The 20,378-nt window shown below is 75.8% G+C and carries 16 protein-coding genes; 6 read left to right on the top strand and 10 right to left on the bottom strand.

Features of this window, described 5'->3' with window-relative positions; genetic code table 11:
• Window positions 1–46 precede the first annotated feature (46 nt).
• The 3 genes from C2142_RS32400 (at window position 47) to C2142_RS32390 (ending at window position 2,415) form a co-directional block, all read left to right on the top strand.
• The gene (locus tag C2142_RS32400; RefSeq protein WP_148646371.1) at window positions 47–301 is read left to right on the top strand and encodes a hypothetical protein; all 255 of its coding nucleotides are present in this window, start codon (window positions 47–49) and stop codon (window positions 299–301) included.
• 6 nt (window positions 302–307) lie between these two features.
• On the top strand, window positions 308–1,711 hold the full coding sequence (locus C2142_RS32395) for a DUF692 family multinuclear iron-containing protein (protein ID WP_148646370.1): 1,404 nt from the start codon (window positions 308–310) through the stop codon (window positions 1,709–1,711).
• Between the two features lie 197 nt (window positions 1,712–1,908).
• Window positions 1,909–2,415, top strand: coding sequence for a DinB family protein (locus C2142_RS32390; RefSeq protein ID WP_148646369.1), 507 nt, complete (start codon window positions 1,909–1,911; stop codon window positions 2,413–2,415).
• A 30-nt stretch (window positions 2,416–2,445) separates the two neighbouring features.
• Here C2142_RS32390 and C2142_RS32385 read toward each other — a convergent pair whose 3' ends face one another.
• Both C2142_RS32385 and C2142_RS41770 read right to left on the bottom strand, forming a co-directional pair.
• Window positions 2,446–3,336: a MinD/ParA family protein gene (locus C2142_RS32385; protein ID WP_148646368.1), complete on the bottom strand. Its 891-nt coding sequence runs from the start codon at window positions 3,334–3,336 to the stop codon at window positions 2,446–2,448.
• 169 nt (window positions 3,337–3,505) lie between these two features.
• The gene (locus tag C2142_RS41770) at window positions 3,506–6,259 is read right to left on the bottom strand and encodes a hypothetical protein (protein ID WP_153882838.1); all 2,754 of its coding nucleotides are present in this window, start codon (window positions 6,257–6,259) and stop codon (window positions 3,506–3,508) included.
• A 526-nt stretch (window positions 6,260–6,785) separates the two neighbouring features.
• Here C2142_RS41770 and C2142_RS32375 point away from each other — a divergent pair.
• Together C2142_RS32375 and C2142_RS32370 are read left to right on the top strand one after the other, a co-directional pair.
• A complete protein-coding gene (locus C2142_RS32375; RefSeq protein WP_148646366.1) occupies window positions 6,786–7,145 on the top strand; it encodes a hypothetical protein in 360 nt (119 codons plus the stop codon).
• Window positions 7,146–7,786: 641 nt separating this feature from the next.
• A complete protein-coding gene (locus tag C2142_RS32370) occupies window positions 7,787–9,796 on the top strand; it encodes a DEDDh family exonuclease (RefSeq protein WP_241002908.1) in 2,010 nt (669 codons plus the stop codon).
• Window positions 9,797–9,924: 128 nt separating this feature from the next.
• Here the strand turns inward: C2142_RS32370 and C2142_RS32365 are convergent, their stop codons facing one another.
• The 3 genes from C2142_RS32365 to C2142_RS32355 all read right to left on the bottom strand — a co-directional run bounded on the left by C2142_RS32365 (window position 9,925) and on the right by C2142_RS32355 (window position 13,202).
• The gene (locus C2142_RS32365) at window positions 9,925–10,443 is read right to left on the bottom strand and encodes an ATP-binding protein (protein WP_148646365.1); all 519 of its coding nucleotides are present in this window, start codon (window positions 10,441–10,443) and stop codon (window positions 9,925–9,927) included.
• Window positions 10,444–10,587: 144 nt separating this feature from the next.
• Window positions 10,588–12,240: a CehA/McbA family metallohydrolase gene (locus C2142_RS32360; RefSeq protein WP_148646364.1), complete on the bottom strand. Its 1,653-nt coding sequence runs from the start codon at window positions 12,238–12,240 to the stop codon at window positions 10,588–10,590.
• Window positions 12,241–12,350: 110 nt separating this feature from the next.
• On the bottom strand, window positions 12,351–13,202 hold the full coding sequence (locus C2142_RS32355; protein WP_148646363.1) for an SMP-30/gluconolactonase/LRE family protein: 852 nt from the start codon (window positions 13,200–13,202) through the stop codon (window positions 12,351–12,353).
• Window positions 13,203–13,343: 141 nt separating this feature from the next.
• On the opposite strand from C2142_RS32355, the gene C2142_RS32350 reads away from it, so the two are divergent.
• The gene (locus tag C2142_RS32350; protein WP_148646362.1) at window positions 13,344–14,288 is read left to right on the top strand and encodes a polysaccharide deacetylase family protein; all 945 of its coding nucleotides are present in this window, start codon (window positions 13,344–13,346) and stop codon (window positions 14,286–14,288) included.
• A 140-nt stretch (window positions 14,289–14,428) separates the two neighbouring features.
• On the opposite strand, the gene C2142_RS32345 is transcribed toward C2142_RS32350, so the two are convergent.
• The 5 genes from C2142_RS32345 to C2142_RS32325 form a co-directional block, all read right to left on the bottom strand.
• Window positions 14,429–14,812, bottom strand: coding sequence for a barstar family protein (locus C2142_RS32345; RefSeq protein ID WP_148646361.1), 384 nt, complete (start codon window positions 14,810–14,812; stop codon window positions 14,429–14,431).
• Complete coding sequence (locus C2142_RS32340; protein WP_148646360.1) at window positions 14,809–15,462, bottom strand: 4'-phosphopantetheinyl transferase superfamily protein; 654 nt, start codon at window positions 15,460–15,462, stop codon at window positions 14,809–14,811. Before C2142_RS32340 ends, C2142_RS32345 begins: the two co-directional genes overlap by 4 nt.
• A gap of 87 nt (window positions 15,463–15,549) precedes the next feature.
• Window positions 15,550–17,913: an arylsulfatase gene (locus C2142_RS32335; protein ID WP_148646359.1), complete on the bottom strand. Its 2,364-nt coding sequence runs from the start codon at window positions 17,911–17,913 to the stop codon at window positions 15,550–15,552.
• Window positions 17,910–19,514: an ABC transporter ATP-binding protein gene (locus tag C2142_RS32330; protein WP_148646358.1), complete on the bottom strand. Its 1,605-nt coding sequence runs from the start codon at window positions 19,512–19,514 to the stop codon at window positions 17,910–17,912. The genes C2142_RS32335 and C2142_RS32330 overlap by 4 nt, the downstream gene beginning before the upstream one ends.
• Complete coding sequence (locus tag C2142_RS32325; protein ID WP_148646357.1) at window positions 19,511–20,374, bottom strand: ABC transporter permease; 864 nt, start codon at window positions 20,372–20,374, stop codon at window positions 19,511–19,513. Before C2142_RS32325 ends, C2142_RS32330 begins: the two co-directional genes overlap by 4 nt.
• Between the last annotated feature and the right edge of the window lie 4 nt (window positions 20,375–20,378).

Below are 20,378 nucleotides of genomic sequence, written 5' to 3'. Positions count from 1 at the left end.
CCGGTGACCGCCGGTACGGGGCCGCGGCGTGGAGCGAGGAGGCGCGATGTCGAACAACGGGACCACGAGGGGACCGGTGCCGGACCCGTGGCTGACCGGGCGCGAGGTCAACGTCACCGTGCCCGCGACGGTGGCGGGTGACCTCGACCGGATGAGCGGGGTGCTCAGGAGCGTGCTGACCCAGCTCGGCTGTCCGACCTGTCACTCCGGGTTCGACCTGAGGTTCCGGCAGTCGCTGGACTTCGTGGTCTCCCCCAAGGGCGACGTCGCCCCGGGCATCGCCCAGCCGTTCGTGGGTTAGACCGACGTGACCGGGCTCGGCGTCGGCCTCACCCACGTCCCCGGCGCCGAGCCGATCCTTGAGGCCTGCGCGGACCTGCTGGAGGTCGTCGAGATCGAACCGCAGGCGCTCTGGCGCGCGCGGCCGGACGGCACGACCGGCTGCGACGAGGAGGCGCTGCGGCGCCTCGCGGACCTTCCCGGGGCCCGGCTGCTGCACGGCGTCGGCAACCCGGTCGGCGGCTGCCGGCCACCCGACCCCCGGCACACCGCCCTCGTCGGCGAGCTGGCCGGGCGGCTGCGGGCGCCCTGGGTCAGCGAACACCTGGCGTTCAACCACACCGGCCGCGGCGACGAGGGCTTCCGCACCGGCTTCATGCTCCCGCCGCGGCAGACCCCCGAGGGTGTGCGGCGCAGCGTCGCCTCCGTCCGGGCCATGGCCGACGCTGTGCCGGTCCCGCTCGCCGTGGAGATCGGCGCCAACTACCTGCGGCCGCGCGCCGACGAGCTGTCCGACGGCCGGTTCGCCGCGGGCGTGGCCGAGGGCGCGGGCTGCGGGCTGCTGCTCGACCTGCACAACGTCCTCGCGAACGAACGCAACGGCAGGGCACCGGTCGCCCGGCTGCTCGACGAACTCCCGCTGGACCGGGTCTGGGAGGTGCACCTGGCCGGCGGCTTCGAGCACCGCGGCTACTGGCTGGACGCGCACAGCGGGCTGCCGGACGAGGAGTTGCTCGCCCTGGCGGAACGGGTGCTGCCGAGGCTGCCGGCCCTGCGGGCGGTCCTGTTCGAGGTGACGGGCTCCGCCGTGCCGGGTCTCGACCCGCAGGCCGTCCGGGACCTGCTGGTCCGCGTCCGCGAGCAGTGGCGGCCGCAGGAGCCGATGGCGCCGGTGCCGCGGGAGCGGCCTGCCGCCGGTGCGCCTCCCGCCGGCCCGGACACCGGACCGGGCCCCGAGGAGTGGGAGCACGTGCTGGGTGCGCTGACGATCGGCCGGGTGGTGGACAGCCCGTTCGCCCGCGAGCTGGCGGCGGACCCGGCGGTCGCGCTGCTGCGGGAGCTGGTCACGGAGTCCCGGGCGAGCGCGCTGGCCGGCACGCTCGTGCACACCGTCCGGCTGCTGTTGCTCACCCTCGGCGAGGCCGGGGTGCGCGACCTGCTGGACGACTACACCCGCTCCCACCCGCCGGAGCTGTTCGCCACGGACGAGGCGGCGGCGTTCGCCGGCCACCTGCGGCGCACCCGTCCGCGCGTCCCCTGGCTGGCCGACGTGCTGGAGCTGGACCTCGGCCTCGTCCGGGTGCGGCTCGACGACACCCCGCGGACGGTCCGTCTCGGCACCGACCCGAACGACCTGCTGGCCGCGCTCGGCGCCGGCCGGCTGCCCGTCGACCCCGGCCGGGGCAGTTTCCTGGTCCGGCTGACGGCCTGACGGTCCGCCTGACGGTCGTTCCGGGTGGTCCGCCTGACGGTCCGCCGGGGAGGCGGACCACCGGCCGGCGGCCGCCGGCGGGCCCGCCGCGTGGCCGCTCCCCGTGGAGGGTGCCGTCCGGGGCTGCGGGAGACTGGGGCTCCGACGGGGCGGCGGGGCCGGAGCGGGCCCGCCGACCATGAACAGGGGAGACCACCATGGCCACCGAACGGATCGCGCCGCCGCTGACCGGGGGCGAGCGGGAGATGCTGCGCGCCTTCCTGGACTACCACCGGGCGACGCTGGCGATGAAGTGCGACGGGCTGACCGACGACGAGCTGCGGCGGCAGTCGAGCCCGCCGTCCACGCTCTCCCTGCTCGGGCTGGTCCGCCACATGGCCGAGGTCGAGCGGACGTGGTTCCGCCGGGTGATCAACAAGGAGGACATCGCGTTCGTCTGGTCCCCGGAGCGCGACTTCCAGGCCGCCTACGACGCGCGCGACGCCGACCGGGCGCAGGCGTTCGCGGCCTGGGAGGAGGAGGTCGAGCACGCCCGCCGGATCGAGCGGGAGGCGGAGTCGCTGGACGTGACGGGCTACATGCCGAAGTGGGAGGCCGACGTGTCGCTGCGCCTGGTGATGCTGCACCTGATCCACGAGTACGCCCGGCACAACGGGCACGCCGACTTCCTGCGCGAGTCGATCGACGGCGAGGTGGGGGCGTAGGGGCCAGGGACGAGACCGGGCCCCGCCGGTTCACCGCCCGGTGGGCCGCCCCGCCCGCCAGAGGTCGGCGCCGACCAGGGCGGCCAGCTCGCGCACGGCCGCGCGGGTGCGGAGGCCGAGCCGGCCGGGGTCGAACTCGGCGCCCGCCGCCAGGTGCTCGTCGAACGGCAGCTCGACCACGCCCCGGCAGCGGGCGCCGAAGTACGCCCGCAGCTCGGCGGATCCGACCGGCCGGACCGTCCCGCGGACCGCCGAGATCGCGGTGACCGAACGGGCGGCCAGCTCCCCGTAGCCGTGCGCGTGCAGCCAGTCGAGGGTCGCTGCCGCGCTGCCCGCACTGTCGACGCCCGGGGTGGTGGCGAGGATCAACTGGTCGGCCAGGCCGAGGACCCCGCGCATCGGGTCGTCCAGCAGGCCGGTGCCGGAGTCGGTGAGGGTGATCGGGAACCGCTGCGCCAGCAGGTCCAGGGCGGAGACGTAGCCGGCGTCGGAGAGCGACTCCGGACGGTCGGGACCGGCGAGCACCGCCAGTCCGCTCGGCGTCGGCGAGACGTACCGGTCGAGGTCGGCGGGGTGCCGGGCGGCCGCGAGGTCGGCGATCCCGGCCTCCGTGCGCCGCCGGATCCGGCGACCCAGCGAGCCGCTGTGCGACCCCGCGTCGACCGCCGCGACCGGCTCGCCGCGCTCGGCGGCCAGCATCGCGCCCAGGGTGAGCACCAGCGAGGTCCTGCCGGCGCCGCCCTTGGCACCCACCACGGCCACCCGGCAACTCCCCTGCAGCGGGGACCTGATGAGCCGCAGATGCTCGCGGCACCGGCGTTCGCCGGAGCGCAGGCGGTCCAGCGCGCTGCGCCGCCGCCCGGGGGCGGAGGCCGGCACGCGGGCGGCGGCCGGTGCGGGGGCGGGGCTGGCAGTCCTCATGCTGTCTCCTTCGGACGCGGTCTGCGGCGCACTCTCCACCCTGCTCTACGGCGCGTTGGTGCAGGTCAGTTCAGTGCCAGGGCGTCCAGGTGGTGCCCGGCGGGGCACGACCGCGCACTCGCGACGAGGGCGGGAGGGGGTCGGAAGGCCGGAGTTCGACGGCGCCGGGTCACACCGTCCCGGCTGCGGAGGGGAGTTCGATGCCCGGGGTGAGGTGGAACCGTTCGGGGCGGGTGACCGGGCGTCGTTCGGCCGGCGCCAGCAGGTCGCGCCGCTCCAGCCAACCGTTCAGCCTGGCCAGGGCGTTGTGGTTGCGCTCGGCCGGGTCGGCACTCGCGAGGCCGGCGGACTCGCGCAGCAGGACCCGGGCCGGACGGCCGGACGGGTCGGCCTCCGCCGCCCCGATGACGGTGAACGTCGTGCCCGGGGCGAACACCGCCTGCGGCTCGTCGTCGGCGCTGCCGAACGCGGTGGTGCGCCGGCCGGTGGCCGACCAGACGACGAACTCGACGGACACACCCGGAAGTTCGGCCGTCGGCGCGGTCAGACCGGCGACCGGGGCGGGTTCCAGGAGCTCCCGTCCGACCGGATAGTGGTCCACCACCCCGGCCGGATCGAGTCCGGGATCGGCGGCGAGCAGGACGACGCCGTGGTGGCTCGGGAGGCGGCGCAGGCCGGATCCGAGACAGCGGAGGAAGGCGGCCAGCGGGGCGGACGCTCCGGCCCGGGCCGTCGCAGTCAACTCGGCCCGGCCGACCGGGACTCCGGTGTCGCCGTGGTACAGCAGGACGGCGGCGAGGTCGGGCCTGATGTCGTCCTTCGCGGTGGGCCGCAGGGCGGGCAGCCGGGTGGCGGCCTGGTCCACCCGGCCGGTGCACCGCTGGTAGTGCTCGCCGAGCAGGGCCCGGACGGTTTCGCGGTCGGCGGCGCTGCTGACGGTGACGGGGGCGGCGAACTCCTCCGGGCGGTAGCGGCGGGCCGGTTGGGGAGTCGGTTCGGGCCGGGGGCCGGGGGCGGGTTCGCACGGGGCTTCGGCGGCCGGGTCTGGAGCAGTTGCGGGCGGCGGGGTCGGTTCCTCAAGCTCCTCCGACTCCTCCGACTCCTCAAGTTCCTCCGGCTCCTCCGGTGCGGACGGCTGCGCAGGGCTGCTGTTGGTGGTGGCGCTGGTGCTGCTGCTGCTACTGGTGGTGACGGCGGTCGGGGCGGGCGGGGTCGGCAGGGGAGTCGGCTCGGGAAGCGGTGCGGGGTCGGGGGCGGCCGGGGAAGCGGGCAGGGCCAAGCGCCCGGGGCCGGGGTCGACCCCGGGCGCCGGGAGGTGTGCGGGACCCGGGGCGGGGAGGACGGCGGGGGCACCGGGAGTGCCCAGGACGGCGCGAGGCGCCCCGGTCGGTGCCGCCCCGGGCAGGGCTCCGTACGAGACCGGCACCACGCCCGGCGGCCTGGCCACGGCCGGGTCGGGCCCGAGCCACTCCAGGCCGTGCATGCGGGCGACGAAACGCCCGACGCGTTCGGCGGACGGCTCCAGCAGTCCGTGTACGAGCAGGCCGAACCCCTCGGCGCCGACGGTCGGCAGACGGTCCAGCAGCGCGCCGAGCTCCTCGAAGACGTCCGGCTCCACCGGGCGGTCCCGCTCGCCGACGATGAGCAGCGGGCGGGCCGGTTCGGGGCGGCGGAAGCGCGGGGTGAGCACGTGCGGCGGTTCCGGGCGGAGCCAGAGGCCGGCCGGGACGGCCTCCAGCGCCCAGTACGGGAAGGCCGCGAAGACGGCCGGTCCGTCGGTCCGCCAGTCGGCTCCGCTGTTGCGCCATGCCGCCGGGGTGGTGCCCTGGCCGGGGGCCGAGGCGAGCCGCAGGAGGTACGGCTCCCAGCGGGCCTGCCCCTGCGCGTCCAGGACACGGGAGGTGGGACCGCCCTCGCCGAGCACCGGGAGGCCGATCGCGGCGTGCACCGGCCGGGCCAGTCGGGCGGCCAACGCGCCGGTAAGAGCGGTGAGTTCGTCGGGTGAGGCCCAGGGGGCACTGACCAGCAGCCGGGCGGCGTCGAGGGGCAGGGCGACTGCGGCGTCGGCGAACTCCTCGGGGAGGAGGAGCGGCGCGGCGGGGGTGCCGACCAGCAGGACGACGGTGCCGGGCGGTGCGGCGGCCAGCCCGAGGCCGGGCAACGGGCCGGCGGGCGGGGCCGTCGGGTGGGTGAGCCAGAAACCGGCGGGCAGGCGCAGTACCTGGGCGGCGGGGCTCCCGGACGTACGGGCGGGCGGGGCGGCCGGGGCGGTCCGGGCAGCCGGAGGCGTGGCGGTTCGGACGGCGGCGTGGGTGGTGGCCCGGGGCTCGGCCGTGGTGGCGCCGGGTGTTCCGGCCAGCCGCTGCGGCGCCGCGCCCGGGACGCAGTGCCACCAGGCGGCCGGCTCGGGGGCGCCGTCGGGGGTCGTGAGCGCGAGGCCGCCGTCCGGGGTGATCCTCACCAGTCCGTCCGGGGCGACCACCGGTACGCCCGCCTGCTCGGCGACCAGCTCGGCGGGCCGGCGGCCGTTGGGCGCGAGCGCGGCCAGCCCGGACGCGGCGACGACGAGCGTGCCGGCCCCGCGGGCACGGGCGACCACGCCGAGGTCGGCCATCCGGTCGCGCAGCACGACCGCCGCGTCGGGGGCGGCGGCGACCACGATCAGGCTCCCCGGCAGCGGCGGCAGCGAGCCGACCGCCGCCGACAGCTCGTCGTCGTCGGCCGAGGCGGGGGCGATGACGAAGTGCGCTCCGACGAGCCGGAGTTCGGCGCCACACGGTGCGGCGGACGGCTGCGCCGACGGCGGCGGCACCGGCTGGGGGAGTTGCGGTTCACCCGCCCGCGGGCGACGCCCGAACAGCCGGCGCGGCGCCAGGGCGGCGGGGACGGCAGGGCCGGGCGGTCGGGTGGGAGAGACGCTCATCGTCCTGGTAAACGGCTGGGGCCCGGTCGGGGGTTCACCTCGTCCGCGCGAGCATGCGGGCCGCGCGAGCATGGGGGTGTGCGGGTGTGCGGGGACGTGGACCGCGCGGGTTCGTGGACCGCGTCGGCCCGCGCCCCGGCGACCCGGGAGGCCGTCGCGGCGGCGATGACGGCGGACGGCTGGCAGCCGGCCGGCAAGCGGTGGAAGGCCGAGTTCAAGACCCCGACGCAGCAGACCGCCGCCGAGGTGGCTGCCCTGATCACCACCGAACTCGCCGCCCGCGGCATCACCGACCCCAGGGCGGCACGTTCTCCCGCACCGACGCCCGGGCCGGCGCAGCCTTGCAGGCGTCGCACGCCCAGGACCCGAGCCCGGCCGTCCGGAAGAAGGCGGGATGGTTCGCCCCTGGATGACCCGTCTACGAACGAACCGGCCCACGCGCGCTCGGGTGACTCGGGCGACAGCACGGTCCTCGGCCCTGGTATTCGGGTTGACCCCTCGATCGGTCGGATGATCGGGTTGGGGCATGGAAACCAGCACGACGGGCGATCCACTGCCTGCAGAAGCCGTTCAGCTCCTTGAGGCTCTCCTCAAGGAGGACCAGCCGGACCATCGGGCCCTGCTCGCGCAGATCCCGCACCTGCGCGTCATCGGCCGCTGCCCGTGCTCCTGCGCCAGCATCGACTTCGGCCTGGACAGGGCAGCGGTGCCGGCCGCGCCCGTGGCCGGCAATCCCGTTGCCGACGGGACGGTGCTCGACGCCGACGGAGAGCCGGTCGGCGGAGCGCTGGTCTTCGCCTACGACGGCTACCTGTCCAACCTGGAGGTCTACGGCTGGGGTGATGACCAGATCACCCGGCTCCCGTCCCCGGACCGGCTCTGCTGACTCCTCGAAGGGGTGGACCCCGGGCCCGCCAGAACCGGGGAGAGCCTCGGAGGTGGTGGTCCGCCGGACGGGGACAGGGCTCGGGCAGGACGCCCGGAGGCGGTGCCCGGTGCCCGGTGCTCGGTGCCCCGCGGCCACGGCGGGGAGACGGTCCGCAGGACCGGTGAACCGTGCGGGTGCTTCCGTCCGTAGTACCGGGTGGCGGCAACGCCACCGGCGCCCGACCCCCCGTGCGGGCGCCGGTTCAGTCGTCCGGGAGTACGGTCCGCCCGCTGGGGTGGCCCGCCCGCCGGTGGTCCGGCTCCCGGTCCCCCGGCTCCCGCACCCCGTCGGGAGCCGGGATCGGGTGCTCCGGCGGCCGTCCTTGTGGGAGGGCGGTCGCCGGAGCGCCCGGCTTCGCACGGTGCGACGCCCCGGGCGCGCGCCTCCTGCCGCAGCCTTCGAGTGGGACGCCGGTGCGTCCGCAGGTGCGGCGCGGCCCGTGTGAGCCGGGGCGTCCACCCGAGGCGGTCACCGTGCGCGAACCACCGCCGCCGCCGGGAACCCCCGAAGCAGACCGCCCCCGCCCCCCAAGGCTCCGCCGCGACACGGTGTCGTACGGATAACGGGCAGGTCAAACGGGTTGTGGGGAGTGCCGGCTGATGAGCATTCTTGTGGCCATGACTTCGGCTCCCCCACGCCCCGGCCACCAGAGCGACACATCCGGGCCCACGCCCACCGGATACGCCCACGAATGGGCGCTGGTCGACGTCGAGACCTCGGGGCTGAGGCCCGGCCAACACCGGGTGCTCTCCCTCGCGGTGATCACGGTCGACGCCGGGGGCCGGCAGACCGGGGAGTACTCCACCCTGCTGGATCCGGGCGTGGACCCCGGACCGGTGCACGTCCACGGCCTGACCGCCGAGCGGCTGAGGGGGGCGCCGGCCTTCGAGCAGATCGCCGGGCGGGTTGCCGAACTGCTGGAGGGCAGGGTGATGGTGGCCCACAACGCCCAGTTCGACTACGACTTCCTCAGCCACGAGTTCGCGCTCGCCGGCTCCTGGCTGCCGGTCTCGCGGCGGCTCTGCACGCTGGCGCTGAACCGGCGGATCGACACGTCGACCGCGGACCTGAAGCTCGGCACGCTCGCCGCGCACTACGGCGTCCCGCAACTGCACGCGCACGACGCGCTGGATGACACCAGGGTGCTGGCCGGAGTGCTGCGCGGCTCGCTCGCCGAGGCGCAGCGCCTGGGGGTGCCGCTGCCGCTGGTGGACTGCCCGCCCCGGCGCACCTCGGAGTTCCGGCCGCGAATCCCCAAGACGCCGTGCGCGTACCGCAATCCGGGGCGGCTGCCGGCGGGTGGGGCGCTGGTGCAGGGCATGAAGGTCGCCGTGACCGGGGAGACGGGGACGGCCCGGGAGGAACTGGTCGCGAGGGCGGTGGCGGCCGGGCTGAACGTGATGACCTCGGTGAGCCGGCACACCAGTGTGCTGGTGGCCAACGGTGGCGCGGCGTCCTCGGCGAAGGCCCGGCGGGCCGCCGCCGAGGGGGTGCCGGTGCTCGACGAGGGGGCGTTCCTCGCCCTGCTCGCGGAGGTGCGGCCGGGACAGCCGCACGAGGCCGGCGGCGCGGTGACGGGCCCCGGGCAGGCGGCGCCGGCCGTTGCGGTGGAAGCCGTGGTCGCGGTGGAGTTCGCGGAGGCGGATCCGGCCACTGAGTCGGCCACTGAGTCGGCCACTGAGTCGGCCACTGCGCCGGTCGTCGAGCCGGTTTCGGCGGTGGCCGAGCCGGTCCCGGTGGCCGTGCGGTCCGCGGTGCGGCGCAGGACCGCCCGGGAGCGGCGGGCGCTCACCGGCCGGCGGGTGCTCGTGCTGGGTGGCCGGCACCCCGAGGCGGTGGCGGCCCGGACGGCGGTGGTCGGCCTCGGCGGCGCCGCCGCAGTGAACCTGTCGGCCAACGTCACCGACGTCCTCGCGCTGACCGGCTCCGCCACCGACCGGAGGATGAAGCGGATCGAGTGGCTCCAGCTCCCGGTGCACGACGACACCTGGCTGCGGACCCTGGGCAGCACGCCCGCCGCCGCGCCGGGCACCGGGAAGCCGGCCGAAGGAGAGCCGGACGAAGGGGAGGCGGACGAGGTGGAGGTGCTGCCGCGCGGTGGCGTGATCGACCTGCCCATCGCCACCGACGGTGCCCGCTGGAGCGTCAACGCCTCGTGGACGCAGCAGACCAGCTGCGAGGTCGACGTGGTCGCGTTCAGCCTCGACGAGGACGAACAGATCTCCTGCGACGAGGACTTCGTCTTCTACGGCGCACCCGAGAGCCCAGACGGCACCGTCCGGCTCGCCTTCGACGGCCCGCAGGAGCAGGCGGTCACCGTCGATCTCGGCCCGCTGGGCGGCTCGGTGCGGAAGATCGTCATCGCGGCGGCGATCGACGGCTCGGCCACCTTCGGCGACGTCGGCGCGGTGGAGATCGCGCTGGCCGGCGACACCAGGGCCCGCCCGATCGTCCAGGCCACGCTGGACGCCGCCACCACCGAACGGACCCTGCTGCTCGCCGAGATCTACCGCCGCGGCGGCTCCTGGCGGTTCCGTGCGGTCGGGCAGGGCTTCGACCACGGGCTTGACGAGCTGGCCCGCGGCTACGGGGTGGACGTCGAGGGCTGAGCGGCCCGGGGCGGCGGCGGTACCCCGGCGGGGTTCCGCCGCCGCCCCCGCTGCCGCCCCGCCGGGGTGCCGCCGGGGTCCGTCCGGCCGGGCCCGAGGGAGGGCAGCGGGGGCGGCAGCGGACGACGTCACCACCCCAGTAGGAACGCCCTCCGGGACAACCCGGCCAGCACGGCCTCCGCCGCCGCCTCCGGTGCGACGGGAGCGGCGTCCACCGTGTGCCGGTCCGGCACGCCGCCCGGCTCGCCCGGCTCAGCGGACTCGCCCGCCGGCCGCAGCACCACGTAGTGCAGAGCCGCCCCGGTGGTGCGGCTCTCGCGGCGGAACGCGTCCAGCGCCGTCGGCGCGACCGCCGCCTCCACCACCACCTGGTACCCGCCGGTGGCGAACGCGAAGGCCGCCTGCGCGGTGGCCGCCAGGGCCGTCGTGTTCTGCCGCTGCGCCTCCGGCAGGTGCGCCGGGACGTACCCCCGGCGGACCGCCCGCTGGAAGTCGTCCGCCCGCAGGTGCACGCTCGGGTGGAGGGCGTCCGCCAGCAGGGGCGCGACCGTGCCGCTCCCGGCCCCGGCCGGGTCGGCGAGCACGACCACGCCGCCGGCGCCCCGCCGGCCCCCGATCTCCGGCCCGCCTACGGTCGTTCGGTTCACGGCTGCTGATCCCTTCGCGGGCCGGGGACGGACGGGGTGCCGGAGCGGGTCTGACCCGGGTACGGACAGCCGAGCGCATCGTCCCTACGACTGACTGCTGTCGGAGATCAACCTAGTCCACGGTGGCACCCCGAGTCCTCCCCCCTACCGATCCGCGGACCGCTCCCGCACCGGGGTGTCCGGCCGCAGCACGATCGGGTTGGTCAGCGCCGCCATCGGGCCCCACGGCAGGTCGGGGCCCATGGCGTTGCCCCGGCCGGCGGTGCCGTCGGCCTTCGGGTGGCGGACCTCGGCCCGGACGAACGCGGCGAGCGAGGCCGTCGTCCGCCAGACGACGGTTCCCGCACCGTCGGGGGGCAGCGACTCCTGGTGCAGCTGGCCCTCGTCGGTCAGGAAGCGGACCGTCCCGCCGGGCACGCCGGAGACGGTGAGACGGACGTCCACCGGGGCGTCCGCGGGGACGGTGAGCTGTTCGCCGATGCCCGCCTGCCGGCCGTGTCCGGTGGCGGTGAACTCCAGGTGGACGGCAGCCGATTCGGCGAGCCAGCTGCGCCCGGCCCGGAGTCCGTCGAGGACGGCGTCACGGGTGAGGTCCTCGGCCCGGACGACGGTGTGCGGGGAGCCGATGACCTGCGGGGCACTGTGGGCGTCGCTGTTGCCGATGGCCGGCAGCCAGGAGCGTCCTTCCCGCAGGGCGACGCCGAGCCCCGCGTCCCAGGTGTCGACCGCCGACTCGTCGTCGTAGGTCCAGGGCCCGTTCCAGACCTCCACCGCGTCGGCGTCCTGGTAGCCGAACTTCCACTGGCAGGCGACGTACGGGCAGTACGGGTGGGCGGGCACCACCAGGCCGCCCTGGCTGCGGACTTGCCGGGCGAAGCGCGGGAAGGCCTCGTCGCGGGAACGGTAGCGCCAGTCGACGAACCGGCCCGGCCGCAGGCCGAGCGCCAGCCAGTGGCCGTTGCGGGTGGTCACCTCCTCGCCAAGCACGATCAGCAGGTCCGGCCCGGCCGGCGGGCCCCAAACGCCGTGCGAGGAAGTGGTGTTGTGGTCCGTGGAGACGATGAAGTCCAGCCCGGCGGCCCGCGCGCCCGCGGAGACCTCGGCCGGCAGCCGGCGACCGTCGGAGTGCACGGTGTGCAGGTGGCAGTCGCCCCGGTACCAGGAGCGCCCGCGGCCCCGCGCCCGCTCGGGCGGGTAGGACGGGGTGAACTCGGGCCCCGGCGCGCCGAATCGGAGGGTGACCGTGACCCGGTAGTCGAGCCCCTGCGGCGCCACCTGGTACGGGCCGAGGACGACGTGCCACCTCCCCGGGCGGATCGGGCCGGGGAGGTAGCCGGGCGTCGCCCCGTCGCGGGCGACGGTGAACTCGGTGCGGAACCCGCCCGACCAGCCGCGGAATCCGCGCCCGCCGAGGTCGGTGCCGCGTTCGTCGAAGAGGCCGATGTCACAGGAGTTGCCGGGTGTGCCGGCGGGGACGGACGGCTTGTCGTAGCCGTACGCGACGGCGATCTCCCGTACGCCGTCCGGCACGTCGAACGGCAGGTACACGAAGTCGGGCGCACCGGTGGGGAGATGGCCGGTGAGGGTGACCGTCCGGTCGGGTACGGCGTCCGCCGCCTGCGCCGGTCCGGCGGCGGACGCGAGGCCGAGCGCGGTGACCGCGCCGGTGGCCAGACCGGTCCGGAGCAGGTCGCGGCGGTCGAGCGTGGGGTCGGGCCGGTCGGACGGGGGGCTCTGGTCGTCGGGCTGTTGGCCGTCCGGCCGCCGGCCGGGCTGCGGGTCGTCACGGTCGGTCATCGGGGCCTCCGGTCTCGGGCGGCGGCGGGCGGACTCCCGGCCGGCTCGCCCGCCTCCCTACCCGCGCCGGTGAACCCGCGGTGAGCCGGGCCTCACCGGCGCACGGCGGGTCAGTGAAGGAGCCCCGGGGCACCCAGCACGTCCACCGGCACGGCCAGCACCTGCCCGGTTCGCGCGTCCTCCGGCGGCGGCCACTCGGCGGCGGTCAGGTAGAGGGTGCGGCCGTCCGGACCGCCGAGCGCGCACGAGAAGCACCCGCGGTCCAGCGCGACCCGCTGCACCACCTCCCCGCCCTCGCGCACCCGGACGCAGCAGCGGCCCGGGACGTCCGCGAACCAGAGCGCGCCCTCCGCGTCGAGGCTGATCCCGTCCGGCGCCGAACCCTCCACCGCCGCCCAGACCCGCCGGTCGGCCAGGCCCCCGTCGGCCGCGATGGTGAACGCGGTGAGCCGGCCCGCGTACGACTCGGCGACGATCAGGGTCGAGCCGTCCGGGGTGACCGCCATTCCGTTGGGGAAGGCGAGGTCGCCCGCCACCTGCCGGACGGTCCCGTCCGGGGTGACCAGCGCGACCAGTCCGGGCCCCGGGGCCTCGCCGCCCATCAGGTCGAAGCCGATGCAGTTGACGTACGCGTTGCCGCGCCCGTCCACGGCCACCTCGTTCCACGGCCGGTCGCAGACCGCCCGCAGGTCCGCGTACGGGCCGAGCGTGCCGTCGGCCTCCTGGCGCAGCAGCCGCCGGTCGCCGCCGGCCACGACGAGCAGACGGCCGTCGGGCTCCGGCAGCCAGTCGATGCAGAACGGGAACGACGGGACGCGGGCGGTCACGGTGGCGGCGCCGTCGGGGCCGACGGTGAGCAGCTCCTGGGCGCCCCAGTCGCAGACCCAAAGCCGGCCGTCGTGCCAGCGGGGCGACTCGCCGAGGGCGAGGCCGGTGAGGAGGGGGGAGGGGGTGGCGGGCATCGGGACTCCCTGCGCGGACGGCCGGACGGCGGGGTGAACAGCGGGGGGGGGCGGGCCGGGACAGCCGGGGTGCGGTTGCGGCGGGTGACGATCGTTCATAGAAACAGATGATCGGACTATCGGATGTGTATGGAGGTGGGCATGTCGCTGAGTCGGCGGACACTGCTGATCGCAGCGGCCGGCAGCGCACTGGCGGGGTGTCAGCCGGCCGCCGGGCCCGCCGGACGGGTGACGGCGGCGGCCCCGGCGGCCGGCCCGCTGCCGTCCACCGCTCCTGAGCCCGAGTCGCCCACGGGCCCGGAGGCCGCCACGACCCCCGCCGCCACTCCTGCCACCGCTCCCGGCACCGTGTCCGGGCCGCCGTCCACCTCCGCGACGCTGGCTGGCCGGGCCGACGTGCTGGCCCGGTACGCGGGCGTCGAGCCCTCCGAGTGGGGCCTGGACGTGACCGGGGTGCTCACCTCGTTACCGGCCGGGGAGCAGGCCACCGCACTCACCTTCGACGCCTGCGGCGGCCCCGGCGGCTCCGGCTACGACGCCGACCTCATCGAGTTCCTGCGCACCCACGAGGTGCCCGCCACGCTGTTCCTCAACGCGCGCTGGATCGACGCCAACCCGGCGGAGTTCGAGAGCCTCGCAGGCGACCCCCTGTTCGAGATCGCCAACCACGGGACGCTCCACCGCCCGCTCTCCGTCACCGGCCGCTCCGCCTACGGCATCGCCGGCACCGGCGACGCCGGCGAGGCGTACGACGAGGTCGCCGGGAACCTCGCGAAGCTCACCGCCCTGCTCGGCCGGCCGCCCCGTTTCTTCCGTTCCGGCACCGCCCACTACGACGACGTGGCCACCCGGATCGCCGCCGACCTCGACCAACGCGTCGCCGGGTTCACGGTCAACGCCGACGCCGGCGCCACCTTCACCTCCGCCCAGGTCCGCGAGGAGGTGGCCGCCACCCCGCCGGGCGCCGTCGTCATCGCCCACCTGAACCACCCGGGCGGCGGCACCGCCCCCGGCTTCGCGGCTGCCCTCCCGCCCCTCCTCGCCGCCGGCCGCCGCTTCACCCGCCTCTCGGACGTCCTGGGCTGAACCGTCGGCCTGCCACCCGGCCCGGGCGCCGGCAGGGCCGGGCCGCCGGCCGGGCCGGTCCGGAGTGGGCCGCCCGAACGGGCCCGGGACGGCACCGGCGCGCGGCCCGTGCGAACCGGCCGATGGCGCGCGGCCGGAGGTCAGCGCAGGCGCAGGCCGCCGGGGAGCTCCTCCTCGACGATGTCGGCCAGCCAGTCGAAGACGGTCGGGCCGCGTCCGGCGCGGGCCTCGGCGAGGCGGGCGGCCACCCGCTCACGGTGGGTGGGGTGGCAGCGGGCGAGCATCAGCTCCAGCTGGCGGGCGGTCTCGGGGTGGCCCAGGTGGCGCCGCGAGGTCTCGTGGTCCTGCCACTCGATGACGTAGTCGCCGTCCTCGGGCGTGCCGAAGCCGCCGCGGAGGCAGTCGGCGAAGGCGTCGAGGTTGCGGCCGAAGTAGCCGCCGCAGCCGATGGAGCGGCCGGCCTCGGCCCAGAAGTCCTCCAGGGTGCCGATCCGGGTGCCGTCGAGGACGTAGGTGACGGTCACGGCAGGACGGTGATGGCCGTGGCGAGGAGGCCGTCGCGCACGGTCCAGCGCCCGTCGAAGGAACCGAGGCGCCGGCCGTCGACGACCGGGCCGGGGACGAGGAGTTCGGCGTGGAAGGTGCCGTCGGTGCGGAAGGTGAGGTCGGCCTCGCTGAATTCGAGGAAGAGCCGGGTGAGGGGGAACCAGGTCTTGTAGACGGACTCCTTGGCGCTGAAGAGGAGGCGGTCCCAGGGGGTGTCGGGGTGCTCGGCGAGCAGTTCGGCGGTGCGCTTCTGCTCGTCGGGGAGGGCGATGGCCTCGAAGACGCCCTCGGGGAGGGGGAGCGCGGGCTCGGCGTCGATGCCCAGGGAGACGACGTCGCCGGCGTGGGCGACGGCGGCGCCGCGGAAGCCGGCGCAGTGCGTGAGGCTGCCGACCACGCCGTCGGGCCAGCCGGGCGCGCCGCGCAGGCCGGGGACGAGGGGGAGGTACGGGACGCCGAGGCGGCCGAGGGCGAGGCGGGCGCAGTGGCGGACGGTGGTGAACTCGCGGCGCCGGGAGCCGACGGCGCGGGCGATGGCGGCCTCCTCGGCCGGTTCGAGCCGCGCCTGCGGCGGGTCGTCGTACGCGACCTCCGCCACGACGGATCCGGGCAGCAGTTCGCCGATCACAGGTCCCCCCTGAGTGTGTGCCGTGCGGACGGGACGAGCCTAACCCGGCCGGCCCCCACGGTGGGGGCCGGCCGGGGGTCCGCTGGGCTACTCGAAGGCGGCCGCCGCCGCGCGGAGGGCCCGGGCGACCGTCTCGGGGTCGTACGGGGCGGGTTCACCGGGCAGGTAGGTGACGGCGCGCAGGGCCCCGGTGTAGCGGAACGAGCGGTGGCGCTCGTAGACCGGCCAGGAGACCGGGGACTTGCGGTCGACGCCGACGCTGATGCCCTGGAACGGAGCCATGCCGATCAGCTGGTGGACCGGGCCGAGCCGGCCGCCCTCGACGCCGTCGACCAGCAGGCGGAACTCCCACTTGAGGCCGGCCACGGCCGCGGCCTCCAGGGTGATCCGGCGGGCGCCGGGTGCCACCGGGCCGCCGTCGGCCTCGACCAGCTCGCCGTACTGGTTGTAGGCGAGGCGGAGCCGGCCGTCCTCGACGTAGAGGCTGTAGCCGCCGCCCTGGTCGCCGTGCGAGACGAGGACGCCCTGGTCGTCCGCTTCGTGGCGGTCCAGCTCGACCTCGACGGCGAAGGAGCGGAAGGAGATCAGGCGGGAGGAGCGGTACCGCTCCAGCTCGGGCGTGCCGGCCAGCAGGGTGACGGGGCGGCGCAGCCGTTCGGCCTCCGGGCCGCGCAGGGCGAGGGCGCCGCTGCCGTCGGCCAGCGGGAAGACGCCGTCGCGCCAGGCGGCGGCCTCCCAGGCGGCGGCCAGTTCCTTGACCAGCCCGGGGTGTTCGGCGGCGACGTCGTGGATCTCGGTGGGGTCGGTGCGCAGGTCGTGGAGGGCCCACTCGTCGTCGTCGTAGGGCGCGCCGGGGCGGTGCAGGGTGACGAGCTTCCAGCCGTCCCGGTAGTAGCTGCGGTTGCCGGTCATCTCGCAGTACTGCTCGGGGTGGGTGGAGGGGGCCTGCGGCACGCGCAGGACGGGGGCGAAGCTGATGCCGTCGAGCGACTGCACGGGCTGCCCGCCGCGGTCCGACGGCCGCTCGACGCCCGCCAGTTCGAGCAGGGTGGGCAGGATGTCGGTGACGTACTGGTACTGCGGGCGGACGCCGGTGTCACCCCCGGTGCGCGGCAGCCCGGCCGGCCAGGAGAGGACGAAGGGCACCCGGACGCCGCCCGCGTAGGTCTGGCCCTTGTAGAAGCGGAACGGCGTGTTGGAGGCCATGCCCCAGCCGCGGGGGTAGTGGACCAGGCTCTGCGGGCCGCCGATGAGCTCGATCTCCCGCTCGACGTCGGGGTTCCAGTCCTCGGGCAGGCCCGGGTGGTGGACGAAGCGGCTGAAGTAGCTGCGGGTGCCCTCGGCGCCGCCCTCGCCGGTGCCGCCGTTGTCGGAGGTGAACACGATGATGGTGTTGTCGAGTTCGCCGAGCGCGGCGAGGGTGTCGGTGAGCCGGCCGAGGTTCTGGTCGACGTTGTCGACCATCGCCGCGTACACCTCCATGTACCGGGCGTACAACTTCTTCTGGACGTCGCTGAGTTCGTCCCACGGGCCGACGTCGTAGCCGGCCTCCCCGTTGCGCTCGGGCAGCTCGGTGCCGGGCGGGAAGTGGCCGGCGGCGAGCTGGCGGGCGAAACGGGCCTCGCGCAGCTCGTCCCAGCCCCCGTCGTAACGGCCCTTGTGCCGGGCCAGGTCGGCCGGCTTGGCCTGGAGCGGGCCGTGCACGGCGTTGTGCGCGAGGTAGAGGAAGAACGGCTTCTCCGCGTCGTGCGCGCGCAGCGACTTGACCATGGCGATGGCCTGGTCGGTGATGTCGTCGGTGTAGTAGTAGCCCTCGGGGAACTCGTCGATGTCCAGGGGGCTGTTGTCGCGCACGAGTTGGTGCGGGTGGAAGAGGCTGGTGAGGCCTTCCAGTACGCCGTAGTACTGGTCGAAGCCCTTCTGGAGCGGCCAGTTGGTGCGGCTGTCGGCGGCGTTGGAGGCGGAGTCGCGGGTGAGGTGCCACTTGCCGACGGCGTAGGTGGCGTAGCCCCGGTCGTGCAGGAGCTCGGCGAGGGTCGGGATGTCGCCGGCCACCTCCATGCCGTAGCCGGGGAAGCCCGGGTCGGCGTTGGCCACGAAGGAGTAGCCGACCCGGTGCGGGTTGAGGCCGGTGAGCAGGGCCGCGCGGGCGGGCGAGCAGAGCGGCATCGTGTGGTAGTTGGCCAGCCGGACCCCGTTCGCGGCGAGCCGGTCGAGGGTGGGCGTGGGGATCTCGGAGCCGAACGGGCCGATGTCGCTGTAGCCCATGTCGTCGATCAGCACGACGACGATGTTGGGCGCGCCCTCGCGCGGGCGGACGCGTTCGGGCCAGGCGGGCGTGGAGGCGCCGAAGGTGCGGCCGACGGTGCCGGCGAAGCCCGCGTACGGGTCGCGCCGGTGCGGGTCGGCCGGCTGGGGGTCGGCCGGCTGGGGGTTGGGCGTGCTGGTCATGCGTGGCTCCGGGTAGTGAGGCGGGTGGCGGATTCCAGGCGCGGTACGGCGGCGAGGAGTTCGGCGGTGTAAGGGTCCTCGGGTGCGGTGACGACGCGGTCGGCCGGGCCGGTCTCGACGATCCGGCCGCGGTGCATCACCGCGATGCGGTGGCTGACCTGGCGGACCACCGCGAGGTCGTGGGCGATGAAGAGGACGGCCAGGCCGAGTTCGCGTTGCAGCCGGGCGAGCAGCTCGATCACCTGGGCCTGGACGGAGACGTCCAGCGCGGAGACCGGCTCGTCGCAGATCAGCACGCTCGGCTCGGGGGCCAGGGCCCGTGCGATGCCGATGCGTTGGCGCTGGCCGCCGGAGAAGGAGCGCGGCTGCCGGCCGGCCGCGTCCGGCTCCAGGCCGACCTGCCGGAGCAGTTCGGCGACGCGCCGGTCGCGGGCCGCGCGGTCGCCCAGGCCGTGGGCGATCAGCGGTTCGGCGATGATCTGGCCGGCGGTCATCCGCGGGTTGAGCGAGGCGTACGGGTCCTGGAAGACCATCTGCACCTCGCGGTGGGCCGCGCGCTCCCCGCCGCTCCCGAACTCCCGTCCGCGGAACCGGATCGAGCCCGCCGAGGGGGCGTGCACCTGGACCAGGGCGCGGGCCAGGGTGGACTTGCCCGACCCGGACTCGCCGACCAGCCCGAGCGTCTCGCCCGGGTGGAGCACCAGGTCGACGCCGTCCAGCGCGGTGACCGCCCGTCGGCGCGGACCGTACGTCTTGCCCAACCCGGTGACGGTGAGCAGCGGTTCGGCCCCGGGGGTGCTGTTGGCGGCCGCCTCGGACGGGGCGTCCAGCCGCGGCACGGCCGCCAGCAGCTGCTTGGTGTAGGGGTGCCGGGGCGCGGCCAGGACGTCGTCGGTCCCGCCGTGCTCGACCACCCGGCCGTGGCGCAGCACCAGGATCCGGCGGCAGGTCTGCGCGATCACGCCGAGGTCGTGGCTGATCACCACCAGCGCGGTGCCGGTCTCCCGGTTGATCCGGGCGAGCAGCCGGAGGATCTGCTGCTGCACGGTCGGGTCGAGGGCGGTGGTGGGTTCGTCGGCGACCAGCACCTCGGCCCGGTTGGCCAGTGCGAGCGCGATCATGATGCGTTGGCGCTGGCCGCCGGAGAACTGGTGCGGGTGGTCGCGCAGCCGGGCGGTGGCGTCGGGGATGCCGACCAGGCCGAGGAGTTCGGCGGACCGGGCGGCCCGTTCGGCCCTGCCCGCGGTGCCGTGTGCGCGCAGTGCCTCGTCGAGCTGCCTGCCGATGGTGAGCACCGGGTTGAGCGAGGACATCGGGTCCTGGAAGATCATGGCGATCCGCCGGCCGCGCAGCGCGCGCAGGCCCGGTTCGGGCAGTGCGGCGAGGTCCTGGCCGTCGAGCTCGACCGTGCCGCCGGTGATCCGCCCGCCGGGCGGCAGCATCCGCAGCAGCGCCAGCGCGGTGGTGGACTTGCCGGAGCCGGACTCGCCGACCAGCCCGAGGGTGTCCCCGGCGGCCAGCTCGAAGCCGACCCCGTCGACGGCCCTGGTGCCGTCGAACTCGACGGTGAGGTCGGTCACGCGCAGGACCGGGCGGCTCATCGGCGGATCCCCTTGTTCAGGGCCTCGGCGATCAGGGTGAAGCCGAGGACCAGGGCGGTGGTGGCGGCCAGCGGGGCCGCCGCGAAGGCGGGGTGGCTGGAGAGGTAGGCGACGGACTGGCTGAGGATGGAGCCGAGGGTGGGCTCGGGCGGGCGGACGCCGAGACCGAGGAAGCTCATCGCGCCCTCGATGAAGACACCGATGGAGAGCGCGACGGCGGTCTGCACGATCAGCGGGTCGGCCGCGTTGGGGACGACGTGGCGCAGCAGCACCCGCAGCCGGGAGGCGCCGCCGACCCGGGCGGCGAGTGCGTACTCGCGCTCCCGCTGGACCAGGATGCCGGCCCGCAACTGCCGCCCGAAGCCGGGGATTTCGGCGAGGGTGATGACGATGAGCACCGGCCAGCGGCCCGGACCGAGGACGGCGGTGACGGCGAGCGCCAGGATGAGGCCGGGGAAGGCGAGCAGCAGGTCGAAGAGCCGTTGGACGGTGAGGTCGGCCCAGCGGGAGGAGGCGGCGAGCAGGGCGAAGGAGCAGCCGAGCAGGGCGCCGGCCGGGACGGCGCCGAAGGTGATCACCAGGTCGGTGCCGATGCCGTGCAGGACCCGGCTGAACAGGTCGCGGCCCATGTCGTCGGTGCCGAAGGGGTGTTCGGCGCTGGGGCCGGCCAGGGCGAGGGCGCTCTGGGCGTTCGGGTCGAGGTCGGTGAGCAACGGCGCGAACAGTGCGGCGAGCGCGGTCACGCCGACCAGGGCGAGGCCGGTGAGGCCGCGGACGGTGAGCAGGCCGGCCAGGTACCGGTTGCGGCGCCGGGCGGCGGCCTGCGGCGGGCCGGCGGTCGGGGCGGTCAGGGTGGTCATCGGG

This window comes from Streptomyces sp. CB01881 (genome assembly GCF_002953255.1).
GTDB lineage: Bacteria > Actinomycetota > Actinomycetes > Streptomycetales > Streptomycetaceae > Kitasatospora.
Note: the sequence above shows the minus strand (reverse complement) of the source record. Positions and strands in the feature narration are given on the sequence as shown.